The sequence below is a fragment of the Okibacterium fritillariae genome (assembly GCF_052783725.1).
Genome location: NZ_CP199917.1, coordinates 2,060,913 through 2,073,135 on the forward strand (window position 1 = coordinate 2,060,913; position 12,223 = coordinate 2,073,135).

At 68.5% G+C, this 12,223-nt stretch carries 10 protein-coding genes; all 10 read right to left on the reverse strand.

The annotated features are described in order from the left end of the window. Nucleotide 1: 1 nt before the first annotated feature. The 10 genes from ACUWEX_RS09510 to ACUWEX_RS09555 all read right to left on the reverse strand — a co-directional run bounded on the left by ACUWEX_RS09510 (nucleotide 2) and on the right by ACUWEX_RS09555 (nucleotide 12,202). On the reverse strand, nucleotides 2–1,198 hold the full coding sequence (locus ACUWEX_RS09510; protein WP_079728448.1) for an argininosuccinate synthase: 1,197 nt from the start codon (nucleotides 1,196–1,198) through the stop codon (nucleotides 2–4). A 47-nt stretch (nucleotides 1,199–1,245) separates the two neighbouring features. After that, nucleotides 1,246–2,172, reverse strand: coding sequence for an ornithine carbamoyltransferase (argF, locus tag ACUWEX_RS09515; protein WP_079728447.1), 927 nt, complete (start codon nucleotides 2,170–2,172; stop codon nucleotides 1,246–1,248). Nucleotides 2,173–2,187: 15 nt separating this feature from the next. Further along, nucleotides 2,188–3,558: an acetylornithine transaminase gene (locus tag ACUWEX_RS09520; protein WP_445996082.1), complete on the reverse strand. Its 1,371-nt coding sequence runs from the start codon at nucleotides 3,556–3,558 to the stop codon at nucleotides 2,188–2,190. Continuing rightward, the gene (argB, locus tag ACUWEX_RS09525) at nucleotides 3,555–4,478 is read right to left on the reverse strand and encodes an acetylglutamate kinase (RefSeq protein ID WP_079728498.1); all 924 of its coding nucleotides are present in this window, start codon (nucleotides 4,476–4,478) and stop codon (nucleotides 3,555–3,557) included. Before argB ends, ACUWEX_RS09520 begins: the two co-directional genes overlap by 4 nt. 5 nt (nucleotides 4,479–4,483) lie before the next feature. Then, complete coding sequence (gene argJ / locus ACUWEX_RS09530) at nucleotides 4,484–5,662, reverse strand: bifunctional glutamate N-acetyltransferase/amino-acid acetyltransferase ArgJ (RefSeq protein WP_445996083.1); 1,179 nt, start codon at nucleotides 5,660–5,662, stop codon at nucleotides 4,484–4,486. Next, nucleotides 5,659–6,702 carry an N-acetyl-gamma-glutamyl-phosphate reductase gene (gene argC, locus ACUWEX_RS09535; protein WP_445996084.1) on the reverse strand — a complete coding sequence of 348 codons (1,044 nt, stop codon included), beginning with the start codon at nucleotides 6,700–6,702 and terminating at the stop codon, nucleotides 5,659–5,661. The genes argJ and argC overlap by 4 nt, the downstream gene beginning before the upstream one ends. Nucleotides 6,703–7,121: 419 nt before the next feature. Beyond that, nucleotides 7,122–9,647: a phenylalanine--tRNA ligase subunit beta gene (gene pheT, locus ACUWEX_RS09540; RefSeq protein ID WP_445996085.1), complete on the reverse strand. Its 2,526-nt coding sequence runs from the start codon at nucleotides 9,645–9,647 to the stop codon at nucleotides 7,122–7,124. A 4-nt stretch (nucleotides 9,648–9,651) separates the two neighbouring features. Then, nucleotides 9,652–10,692, reverse strand: a complete 1,041-nt coding sequence (pheS, locus tag ACUWEX_RS09545; RefSeq protein ID WP_445996086.1) for a phenylalanine--tRNA ligase subunit alpha — start codon at nucleotides 10,690–10,692, stop codon at nucleotides 9,652–9,654. 11 nt (nucleotides 10,693–10,703) lie between these two features. Then, nucleotides 10,704–11,558: an amino acid ABC transporter permease gene (locus ACUWEX_RS09550; RefSeq protein ID WP_445996087.1), complete on the reverse strand. Its 855-nt coding sequence runs from the start codon at nucleotides 11,556–11,558 to the stop codon at nucleotides 10,704–10,706. Further along, a complete protein-coding gene (locus ACUWEX_RS09555) occupies nucleotides 11,555–12,202 on the reverse strand; it encodes an amino acid ABC transporter permease (protein WP_077052764.1) in 648 nt (215 codons plus the stop codon). Before ACUWEX_RS09555 ends, ACUWEX_RS09550 begins: the two co-directional genes overlap by 4 nt. Nucleotides 12,203–12,223 lie beyond the last annotated feature (21 nt).

Below are 12,223 nucleotides of genomic sequence, written 5' to 3' on the forward strand. Positions count from 1 at the left end.
GCTAGTTCGCGAGGTCCCGGCGAGCCGAGATCTTGGACGGCAGCGACCACAGCTCGATGAAGCCCTTGGCGAGCGACTGGTCGAACGTGTCACCGGTGTCGTAGGTGGCCAGGTTGTAGTCGTACAGACCGACCTCGCTGCGGCGACCCGTGACGGTGGCCTTGCCGGCGTGGAGGGACAGACGCACCTCGCCCGTGACGAAACGCTGGGTCTCGTCGATGAACGAGTCCAGCGCGCGCTTGAGGCCGGAGAACCATAGGCCGTCGTAGACCAGCTCGGCCCACTCGGCCTCGACGCGGCGCTTGTAGCGGGCGACGTCGCGCTCGATCGTGACGTTCTCGAGCTCCTCGTGTGCGGCGATGAGCGTGAGACCGGCGGGCGACTCGTACACCTCGCGGCTCTTGATGCCGACGAGACGGTCCTCGACGATGTCAATGCGGCCGACACCCTGGTCACCGGCGAGCTTGTTCAGCTGCACGACGGCCTGCAGGGGCGTGACAGGCTGGCCGTTGATCGCAACGGGGACACCCTGGTCGAACGTGATGGTGACCTCGGTGGCCTCGCGAGCCTCGGCCGGGTCCTTGGAGTAGGTGTAGAGGTCTTCGATGGGCGCGTTCCACGGGTCCTCGAGGAAACCGGTCTCGACCGCACGACCCCAGACGTTCTGGTCGATGGAGTACGGGCTCTTCTTCGACTGCTCGATGGGCAGGTTGTGCTCCTGCGCGTAGAGGATGGCCTTGTCGCGCGTGAGGGCGAAGTCGCGCACCGGAGCGAGCGACGTGAGGTCGGGCGCGAGAGCGGCGACCGCGGCCTCGAAACGCACCTGGTCGTTGCCCTTGCCCGTGCAGCCGTGGGCGACGCTGTTGGCGCCGAGCTCCTTGGCCGTCGACGCCAGGTACTTGGCGATGAGCGGACGGCTGAGGGCGGACACCAGCGGGTAACGCTTCTGGTAGAGCGCATTGGCCTTGATGGCCGGCACCAGGTAGTCGTTCGCGAATTCATCCTTGGCGTCGACGACGACGGATTCGACGGCGCCGCAGTCGAGCGCACGCTGGCGGATCACATCCATGTCTTCGCCGTCTTGTCCCACGTCGATCGCGAGGGCGACGACCTCTTTGCCGGTGGCGTCTTTCAGCCAGCCGATACCGACCGACGTGTCGAGCCCGCCGGAATATGCCAGGACTACCCGTTCTGCCATGACCTGTTTCTCCTTGTTTTCGTTGTGGTGGTGAGTTGTGTGGTGGCTCAGGCCGCTTGGCGCAGGAGCCAGACGAGGAGGGCCTTCTGCGCGTGCAGACGGTTCTCGGCCTCGTCCCAGATGATCGACTGCGGCCCGTCGATCACCGATGCGGTGACCTCGTAGCCGCGGTCGGCCGGAAGACAGTGCAGGAACAACGCGTCGCTCTTCGCCCGCGCCATCAGCGCGTCGTCGACGCGGTATCCGCCGAAGGTCTCGACCCGGGCGGCCTTCTCGTCTTCCTTGCCCATCGAGACCCAGGTGTCGGTGACGATGACGTCGGCGTCGGTTGCGGCCGCGGTCACATCGGTGGTGATGAGGATGCTTCCGCCCGTCTGCTGGGCGATGCGCTCGGCATCCGCGACGACATCGGCCTCGGGGCTGTACTCGTGGGGCGCGGCGATGCGGATGTGGGCACCCGCCGTCGCACCGGCCAGCAGGTAGGACTGCGCCATGTTGCTGCGGCCGTCGCCGATGAACGTGATGGTAAGACCGGCGAGTTCGCCCCGGTGCTCCTGAATGGTGAGGAGGTCGGCGAGAAGCTGGCAGGGGTGGAAGTCGTCGGACAGCGCGTTGACGACGGGGACGGTCGTGCCGGCGGCCATCTCTTCGAGCCCGGACTGGGCGTAGGTGCGCCAGACGATGGCAGCGACCTGGCGTTCGAGCACGCGGGCGGTGTCGGAGGCCGTTTCTTTGCCGCCCAGCTGCGAGTTGGCGGTCGAGATGATGAGGGGCACTCCCCCGAGGTCGGCGATACCGACGGCGAAGGAGACGCGCGTGCGCGTGGACGACTTGTCGAAGATGACCGCGACGGTCTGCGGGCCGGCCAGCGGCTTGGCCTGGAAGCGGTCGCGCTTCAGTTCGTGGGCCAGGGTGAGGATCTCGGCCTGTTCGGCCGGCGTGATGTCGTCGTCACGCAGGAAATGGCGGGTCATGTCGTTCCTTAGGGTCTAGACGGAAGCGTTCGGAGCGGAGGCGGAGGCGGAGTCGGAGTCCGAGTCGGGCTCGGCGATCGCGGGCGGAAGCGCCGGGGTGAGAACTGGCTCGGGCTCGGCCTCGGGAGCCGGTGCGGATGCAGGGGCGGACACCGCGGCGCCGTCGTGAGGAGCATGCGCGGGCGCATCGACCGCAGCCGCGGCATCCGAGACATCCTCGAGCGCCCGGCCGAACTTCTCGCGGAACTCGGCCAGCTCGGCATCGCCCACGATGAGGGGCGGCGCGAGTCGGATGCTCGTGGGGTTGGGCGCGTTGATGATGAGCCCGTGCGCGAGCGCGGCCTGCTGCAGGGCCGGCGCGATGGGCTGCGACAGCCCGATGCCGACGAGCAGGCCGCGGCCGCGGACCTCTTCGATCAGCGGCGACTCGAACGAGCGGATGAGGTCGCGCAACTCGGCGCCCCGGCGCTGGGCGTTGCCGACCAGGTCGGCGCGCTCGATTTCACCGAGTACGGCGTTGGCGATTGCCGTGGCGAAGGGGTTTCCGCCGAACGTGCTGCCGTGCTGACCCTGCGAGAACAGGTCGCTCGCCCAGCCGAACGTGACAATGGCTCCGATCGGGATGCCGCCGCCGATGCCCTTGGCCACCGTGATGGCGTCGGGCACGATGTCGGCCTGCTGGAACGCGAACCACGTGCCGGTGCGGCCCGCGCCCGTCTGGATCTCGTCGATGATGAGCAGGACACCGTGCTGCTCGGTCAATTCGCGCGCCCGCTTGAGGTAGCCCTCTGGCGGGTCGATGACCCCGGACTCGCCCTTGATGGGCTCGAGCAGCAGAGCCTGCACCGTGTCGTCGATGTTGTCTTCGAGCGCCTGGATGGTGGTCTCGAGGTATTCGACGCCACCCGGCAGCGGTTCGAACGGTGCCCGCATGGCGGGCTTGCCCGTGAGCGCGAGCGCGCCCATGGTGCGACCGTGGAAGGAATTCTCGAGGGTCAGAACGCGCGTGCGCTTGCCACCGGCCTGGTTGAGGCGCGCGAGCTTGAACGCGGCCTCGTTCGCCTCGGCGCCCGAGTTGCAGAAGTAGGCGCGCCCAGCCTCGCCCGTGCCCGCGAGTCGCTTCAGCCGGGAGGCGAGCTCGAGCTGCGGCGGTGTGGAGAACAGGTTGGACACGTGCACGAGCGTGGCCGCCTGGCGCGCCGCCGCCTCGACGAGCACGGGGTGGGCGTGGCCGAGCGAGTTCACGGCGATGCCCGCCAGGAAGTCGAGGTAGCGGTTGCCTTCGGAGTCCCAGACCGAGCATCCCTCGCCCTTGACGAGGAACGCGGCCGGGGGTCCGAACGTGCGCATCATGTCGCGTTCGACATCGTCGCGCCAGGTGCTCATGATTCCTCCTCGGGAACGACTTCGGTGCCGATGCCTTCGCTGGTGAAGACCTCGAGCAGGATGGAGTGGGCGATACGCCCGTCGATGATGGCCGCCTTCTGCACACCCGCGTCGACGGCTTCGAGGCACGCCGACATCTTCGGGATCATGCCCGACTCGAGCGTCGGGAGCAGCGCGCGCAGGTCGCTTGTCGTGATGCTCGAGACGAGTGACTCGCGGTTGGGCCAGTCGCTGTAGAGCCCGGCGACGTCGGTCAGGATGACGAGCTTGGCAGCACCGAGGGCGGCCGCGAGGGCGGCGGCTGCGGCATCCGCGTTGACGTTGAGAAGATCGCCGGCGCTGTCGAGATCGGGGGCGATCGACGAGACGACCGGCACCGTGCCGATCGAGAGCGCGTCGATGACCGCCGCGGTGCCGACCTGGACCACGTCGCCGACCTGACCGAGGTCGACGGGCTCACCGTCGATCACGACGCCGCGCTTGCGACCGCCGAACAGGGATGCATCGTCACCGCCCAGGCCGAGGGCCTTCTGGCCGTGCGCCTCGATGCCCGCCACGATGGACGCGTTGATCTGGCCGCGCAGCACATCGCGCACGACGGTCATGGCCTCGGGGGTGGTGACGCGATAGCCGCCGCGGAATTCGCTCTCGATGCCCAGCTCGGTGAGCCGCGCCGAGATCTGGGGACCGCCGCCGTGCACGACGACGGGGAGAACACCGGCCAAGCGCAGGAAGACGATGTCCTCGGCGAAGGCCCGACTGAGCTCTTCGGACACCATGGCGTTGCCGCCGAACTTGATGACGACGATCTCGCCGTGGAAGCGCTTGAGCCACGGCAACGCCTCGATGAGCACGTTGGCCTTCGACAGCGCCTCGGCGGGCGAGTTGTCGGGAATCTCGTCGGAGATGTGATCGGTCATGGTCATCAGCTCGAGTACGCGCTGTTCTCATGCACGTAGTCGTGCGTGAGGTCGTTGGTCCACACGGTCGCACGCGTGTCGCCGGCGTGCAGATCGATGAGGATGTGGACTGCCCGAGGCGAGAGGTCGACCAGCTCGCGCGGCTGATCGGGCTCACCCGCGGTGCACACCTGCACACCGTTGAACGAGACGTCGATGTTGTAGGGGTCGAACGCGGCCTGCGTGGTGCCGACGGCCGCGAGCACCCGGCCCCAGTTGGGGTCCTTGCCGAAGATAGCGGCCTTGAAGAGGTTGCTGCGGCTGACGGCTCGCGCCACCTCGACGGCCTCGGATTCGCTTGCCGCATTGACGACCTCGATGGCGACATCGTGGTCGGCGCCCTCGGCATCGGCCTGCAGCTGCAGGGTGAGGTCTTGACACACGGCTGTGAGGGCGGCCGCGAAGTCGTCGGCACCGGGCGTGACGCCGCTGGCGCCCGAAGCCAGGAGCGAGACCGTGTCGTTGGTCGACATGCAGCCGTCGGAGTCGAGGCGGTCGAAGGTGACGGCCGTCGCGCGACGCAGGGCCGCATCGAGTTCGGCCGGGCTCAGGTCGGCATCGGTCGTGATGACGACAAGCATCGTCGCGAGGCCGGGGGCCAGCATGCCGGCGCCCTTGGCCATGCCGCCGATGGTCCAACCCTCTTGTGAGGTGAAGGTGGACTGCTTGGGCGTCGTGTCGGTCGTCATGATGGCTTGCGCGGCGGCGAGCGCTGCGGCGTCGGAGGCTGCGGCATCCGCATCGCCCGTGAGCGCCCCCGAGGCGTCGGCGACACCCGCGCGCAGTTTGGCCAGATCGAGCTGCTCTCCGATGAGGCCGGTCGAACACACGAGCACGTCGCCCGCCGAGACCTCGAGGGCGTCGGCGACCGCTTCGGCCGTGGCGTGCGTGGTCTGGAACCCCTGGCTGCCCGTGTAGCAATTGGCGCCGCCCGAGTTGAGCACGATCGCCCGAACCTGACCGTCGCTCATGACCTGCTTGCTCCACAGCACGGGGTTGGCCTGGCAGCGATTGCTCGTGAAGACCGTGGCGGCGGATGCGATGGGGCCCACGTTCTGCACGAGCGCGAGGTCGAGGCCGCCCGAGTTCTTGAGGCCGCAGGCGACGCCCGCCGCGAGGAAACCGTTGGCTGCTGTCACACTCACGGTGCAACTCCGTTCACGCTCAGGCCGGTGGATTCCGGCAGGCCGACGGCGATATTCGCCGACTGGATGGCGGCACCCGCGGTGCCCTTGACGAGGTTGTCGACGGCCGCGACCACGACAACGCGGCCGGCTGCCTCATCGATCGCGAGGCCGATGAGCGCCGTGTTGGCACCCAGCACGTCGGCCGTGCGCGGGAAGTCGCCCTCGGGGAGAAGGTGCACGAAGGTCTCGTCGCCGTAGGCGTCATGCCACGCGGCGCGCACGGCCTCTGCCGGAGTGCCCGGGACGATACGAGCCGTGGATGTCGCGAGGATTCCTCGGGACATGGGCACGAGGACGGGTGTGAACGACAGCGAGACCGCTTGGGCCCCCGCGCCGCGCAACGACTGCGCGATCTCGGGGATGTGCCGGTGGGTGCCACCGACCGCGTAGGGGTTGGCCGAGCCGAGGATCTCGGCCGCGAGCAGATTGGTCTTGAGCGCCTTGCCGGCGCCGGAGGGCCCGACGGCAAGCACCGAGACGATATCCGTGGCCTCGATGACGCCCGCCGCGATGCCGGGGGCGAGCGAGAGCGCCACGGTGGAGGCGTTACAGCCCGGAGCGGCGATGCGGGTGGCGCCCACCAGGTGGTCGCGCTGCTTGCCGTCGCCGACGATGAGCTCGGGAACGCCGTAGGCCCAGGCGCCGAAGTAGTCGCCGCCGTAGAACGCAGCCCAATCCTCTTCGGAGGTCAGACGGTGGTCGGCCCCGCAGTCGACGACGAGCGTCGACGGGTCGAGCGCCGCCGTCAACTCGCCCGACTTGCCGTGCGGCAGCGCCAGGAAGACGATGTCGTGGCCGGCGAGCGTCTCGGGCGTGGTGTCGACGAGCGTGAGATGCGCGAGCGAGCGCAGATGCGGATGCACCTGGACGAGCGGCTGGCCCGCATTCGAGTGCGCGGTGACGGTGTCGATGCGGAATTCGGGGTGGGCCGCGAGCAAGCGCAGCAACTCACCACCGGCGTAACCGGATGCACCGGCTACGGCTACAGAGAAAGCCATGGTTCTACCTTATTGACGAGAAGCGACGGGGGTCTGTGCCTTATCGGCGACGCCCTCTGACGCTTTCGTTCGGAAGAACGGCAGGGTCGGGTGAGCGTCGCCTAGACTCGGTCGCTCGAGCGGCGTCGGCGCGCACGGGCGGAACCCTGTGCCGTGGTGACCTGAAGCAGGTCGATGCGCCGAACGAAAACCATGGGATCACCTTACAGGGGTTGAGGCCGCCTTTTCCAGCGGAGGGAGCCTGCGGGACGCGGCATCCCGTGCATGGGCCGCAGCGACAGAGCGTCAGAGCCGGCCTGGATGCATGAATGGTGCGCCTGGCGGCGTATCGATGCACGCAAACGGGCCGCCCCCACGAGGAAGACGACCCGTTCACAATTCAGCCGGTGCGGCAGGCGCACCGTGCGTGAGCGCGAGCGTTACTCGCGCACGGTCGCGCCGAATGTCTCCTTGGCCCGCTCGGCGCCGGCCAGCTTCGCCTCCGAGGCCTCGGCCGCCGTCAGCGTGCGATCGGCCGCACGGAACCGCAGCGCGAAGGTCACGCTCTTGGCGCCATCGGCCACACCCGCACCGCGGTAGTCGTCGACCAGGTGGATGTCTTCGAGCAGCTCGCCCGCGCCGACGCGCACGACCTCGAGCAGATCCCCCGCGGGCACGGCCGCGTCGACGAGCAGGGACAGGTCCTGCGTGGCCGCGGGCATGGCGCGCACGGGCTCGGCCTCGATAACGCCCGAACCGGCGACGGTCAACGCGTCGAGGTCGAGCTCGGCGAGCGCGACGACGCGCGGCAGGTGCAGCTCGGCGGCGATCTGCGGCAGGAGTTCGCCGGCGAAACCGACGGACTGCTCACCGACGAAGAGCTCGGCGGTGCGACCGGGGTGGAACGCCTTGTGCGCACCCTGGCGCACCGTGAGGTGAGCTCCGGATGCCGCGGCCACCACGCGTGCGGCGTCGAGCACATCGGCGATTCCCGCGGCCACGGCGGGCTGCCCCGGCTGCTTCGGGATCAGGCTGCCGAGCGCGAGCAGGGCGGCGTGCCGGGGCTGACGCGGGATCGACGCCTCGAGTGCGGCGAGCGTCTCGGCATCGGGTCGGCCCTCGACGCCGGGGAGGTCGACGAGTCCGTAGTCGACCCCCGCCTCGGGGCGGAACACCGAGCCCAGCTCATAGAGTGCCAGGTCGGTGAAGCCGCGCGACAGGTTGCGGCGAGCGATGTCGAGCACACCGGGCAGCAGCGAGGTGCGCAGGAACGGCACGGTGCCGTCGAGCGGGTTGGCGAGCTTGATGCCCGCGACCTCGGCCTCGTCGGGTGCGCCGAACAGGTCGTTCTGGGCAGCCGACACGAACGGGTAGGCGAGCACCTCGGTGAAACCGTCGGCGGCGAGCGCGTTGGCCACGCGGCGACGCACCTTCTGCGACACCGTGAGCCCGCGACCGGGAGGCGCGACCGGCAGAACGGCCGGGATGTGCTCGTACCCGATGATGCGGGCGACTTCTTCGGCCAGATCGGACTTGTCGGTGATGTCGGGGCGCCAGCTGGGCGGCGTGACGAGCAACACCGGGGATGCGGCATCCGCACCGTCTGCGACCGTCGCACCGATCTCGGCGAGCGCCTGCTTCTCGTCGTCCGCGCTGATCGGGAACCCGACGAGGCCCGCGACGTAGCCCGCCGGCAGCTCGATGGGCTGGCGGTCGGGGATGTCGCTGAACACGGAACCGGTCGTGTCGGCCACTCCCCCGGCGAGGTCGACCATGAGCTGGGCGACACGGGCGGCGGCAGCAACGGCGATCTGCGGGTCGACTCCGCGCTCGTAACGCTTCGACGCCTCGCTCGGCAGCTTGTGCCGGCGAGCCGTGCGGGCAATCGACACGGGGTCGAAGTTGGCGGCCTCGATGAGCACGTTGGTCGTCTCGGCGCTCATCTCGGTGGCGGCTCCGCCCATCACGCCGGCCAGGCCGATGGGGCCCGAGCCATCCGTGATCAGGAGGTCTTCGGCGTGCAGCGTGCGCGTGGCATCGTCGAGCGTGACGATCGTTTCGCCCGCGGCGGCACGGCGCACCACGATGCCACCCTGCAGCGCGTCGAAGTCGTAGCCGTGGATGGGCTGGCCGAGCTCAAGCATGACGTAGTTGGTGATGTCGACGAGCAGCGAGATCGAGCGGATGCCGGCAAGCTTCAGGCGCGCGACCATCCAGGGCGGCGTCGGACGCGTGGCATCGACACCGCGCACCACGCGCGTGACGAACACCGACGAGCCCGCGCGGCCGCGGATGGGCGCCTGGTCGTCGATCGAGACGGAGAAGCCCTCGAGCGCGCCGGCGAGCGGGTCGGAGACGGCGAGCGCGGGGTCGCGGAAGGCCGCACCCATCGCGTGCGAGTACTCGCGGGCGACGCCACGGATCGAGAACGCGTAACCGCGGTCGGGCGTGACATTGATCTCGACGGCCTGATCGTCGAGCCCCAGCAACGCGATGGCGTCGGTGCCCACCTCGGGGTCGAGCCCCAAGGTCGTGAGGCGCAGGATGCCGTCGTGGTCGTCGCCCAGACCGAGCTCGCGCGACGACGCGATCATGCCGTCGGACACGTGCCCGTAGGTCTTGCGCGCGGCGATCGGGAAGGGGCCGGGCAGCACGGCGCCGGGAAGGGTCACGACCACCTTGTCCCCGGGGAAGAAGTTGCCGGCGCCACAGACGATGCCGCGCACCGCCTCTTCGCCGTCGCCCGGCGCAACACGCACCTGGCACCAGCGGATGGTTTTGCCGTTCTTCTGCGGCTCCTCGACGAAATCGAGCACCTGACCGACCACGATGGGCCCGGTCAGGTCGAACGTGTGGATCTCTTCTTCTTCGAGCCCGACGCGCACGAGCGCCTCGTGCACGTCTTCCGGCGTCGTGCCGGGTGTCAGGTCGACGTATTCGGCCAACCAGCTGAGCGGAACCCGCATCGTCTTAAACCACCATTCCGAAGTGCTGTGAGAACCGGATGTCGCCCTCGATCATGTCTCGCATGTCGCTGACGTCGTTCCGGAACATGAGTGTGCGTTCGATGCCCATGCCGAACGCGAAACCGGAGTAGACATCCGGATCGATGCCCGCGGCGCGCAGGACGTTCGGGTTGACCATGCCGCAGCCACCCCACTCGATCCAGCGGGCGCCGCCGACGAAGGTGGGGTGCCACAGGTCGAGCTCGGCGCTCGGCTCGGTGAAGGGGAAGAACGCGGGGCGCAGGCGGATCTTCGCCTCGGGCCCGAACATGATCTTGGCCACGTGCTCGAGCGTTCCACGCAGGTGCGCCATGGTCAGGCCCTTGTCGACGGCGAGACCCTCGAACTGCGTGAAGACGGGCGTGTGCGTGGCATCCAGCTCGTCGGTGCGGTACACGCGACCGGGCGCCAGGATGTAGACGGGCAGATCGCGTTCGAGCATCGACCGCACCTGCACGGGCGACGTGTGCGTGCGCAGCACGAGGTGCCGCTCGACGGGGTCGACGAAGAACGTGTCCTGCATGGCGCGGGCCGGGTGGTCGGCGTCGAAGTTCAGCGCGTCGAAGTTGAACCACTCGTTCTCGAGCTCGGGCCCCTCGGCGATCTCCCACCCCATGCCGACGAAGACATCGGCGACGTCTTCCTGCAGAACAGAGAGCGGATGACGCGCACCCACCGCACGGCGCGACGGGAGGGCCGTGACATCCACGGCCTCTGCCGCCAGCTGGCGCTCGGCCTCTTCGGCCACGATCTCGGCCTCGCGAGCCTGGAACGCCTGATTCACGCGCCCGCGAGCGCCGCCGACGAGCTTGCCGAACGCGGCTTTATTTTCGGGGGCGACCTGACGCAGCTGCGCGTTCAGGGCGGCCAGCGGCGACGCCTCGGCGGTGTGGGCCTGTTTAACGGCCTTCAACTGCTCGGAGTCGGCCGCGCCGGCGATGGCCGCGAGGGCCGCGTCAACCGCGGCCTGGACGGATTCTTCGGAGATGGGAGTGGTGTCTGACACGGTTCACCATCTTAGACGCCGGCGTCGATCTCCTGCCCGGCCGCCTTGGTCGCCACGCCCACCTTCGAGCGCAGGCGCAGCTCGACGAGCTTCGCCACACCCGCGAGCGCGAGACACAACAGGATGTAGATCGTGCCGAAGACGATGGCCGACGGGATGATGGGCGAACCGTACTGACCCTGCGAGCCGTAGAACTTCGCGAGGAACAGCAGCTCCTGGTAGGTGATGAGGAACCCGAGCGCCGTGTCCTTCAACACCACGACGAGCTGCGAGATGATCACGGGCAGCATGTTGCGCACGGCCTGGGGCAGCAGGATGATGCGCATGACCTGGCTCTTGCGCAGACCGATGGCGTAGCCCGACTCGGCCTGCCCGATCGGCAGACCCTCCACACCCGCGCGGAACACCTCGGCGAGGACCGAACCGTTGTAGAACGTCAGGCCCGTCACCACGGCGATGAACGGCGTGATGCCCTCGACCCCGAGCGGCGGCAGACCGTAGTACAGGATGAACATCAGGATGAGCAGTGGCACGGCACGGAACAGCTCGATGAACGCGGTGGCCGGGTACTTGACCCACTTGTGCACCGACATGCGCCCGAGCGAGAGCACGAGGCCCAGGATGAGCGACAGCACGGCAGCGTAGGCGAAGGCTTGCAGCGTGTTCAGCAGGGCGTTGAACATGTTCTGGTGCACGAGCGGCAGCGTGAACAGTTCCCACTTCTTCGCCTCGAACTGGCCGGTCTCGAAGAGGCGGTAGACGACGAAGGCGAGCACGGCGGCGACCACGAGCACCGTGACCACTCCGAGGATGCGGTTGCGGCGGATGGCGCGGGGGCCGGGGGTGTCGTACAGGACGGAACTCATCGCGCGACCCTCCACTTGTTCTCGAGATAGCGCTGCAGGAGGGACAACACGCCCACGGCGAGGATGAAGATCAGGGCCACCCAGAGCAGCACGGTCAATTGGGGTTCGCCGCGCTCGGAGAGCACCTGGCGGATCGTTCCGGCCTCGGCCACCGAGAAGCCGGCGGCGATGGTCGTGTTCTTCAGCAGGGCGATGAAGACGCTCATCATGGGGGGCACCGTTGCCCGGAACGCCTGCGGAAGGATGACGAGGGACATGGTCTGCCCGAATGGCAGGCCGATCGCACGCGCCGCCTCGGCCTGACCGACGGGCACGGTGTTGATGCCCGAGCGCAGCGTCTCGGCTACGTAGGTGGCGGTGTAGAGGCTCAGCGCGATGATCGCGAGCGTGGTGTAACCGACATCCGGCAGCCCCAGCTTGGGATAGCCGAACGCGAAGAAGAACATGAGCAGCGTCAGCGGGGTGTTGCGCACCAGGTTGACGTAGACGGTGCCGACGGCTCGCATCGGCGTGACGGGCGAAACGCGCATGGCACCGACGATGGTGCCGAGGATGAGCGCGAAGATCGCCGAGAAGAAGAAGAGGACGAATGTCATCCGGAAACCGTCGACGAAGATGTCGAGGTTGTTGAAGAGGGTGTCCACGGGTGTGACACTCTCCTTCCG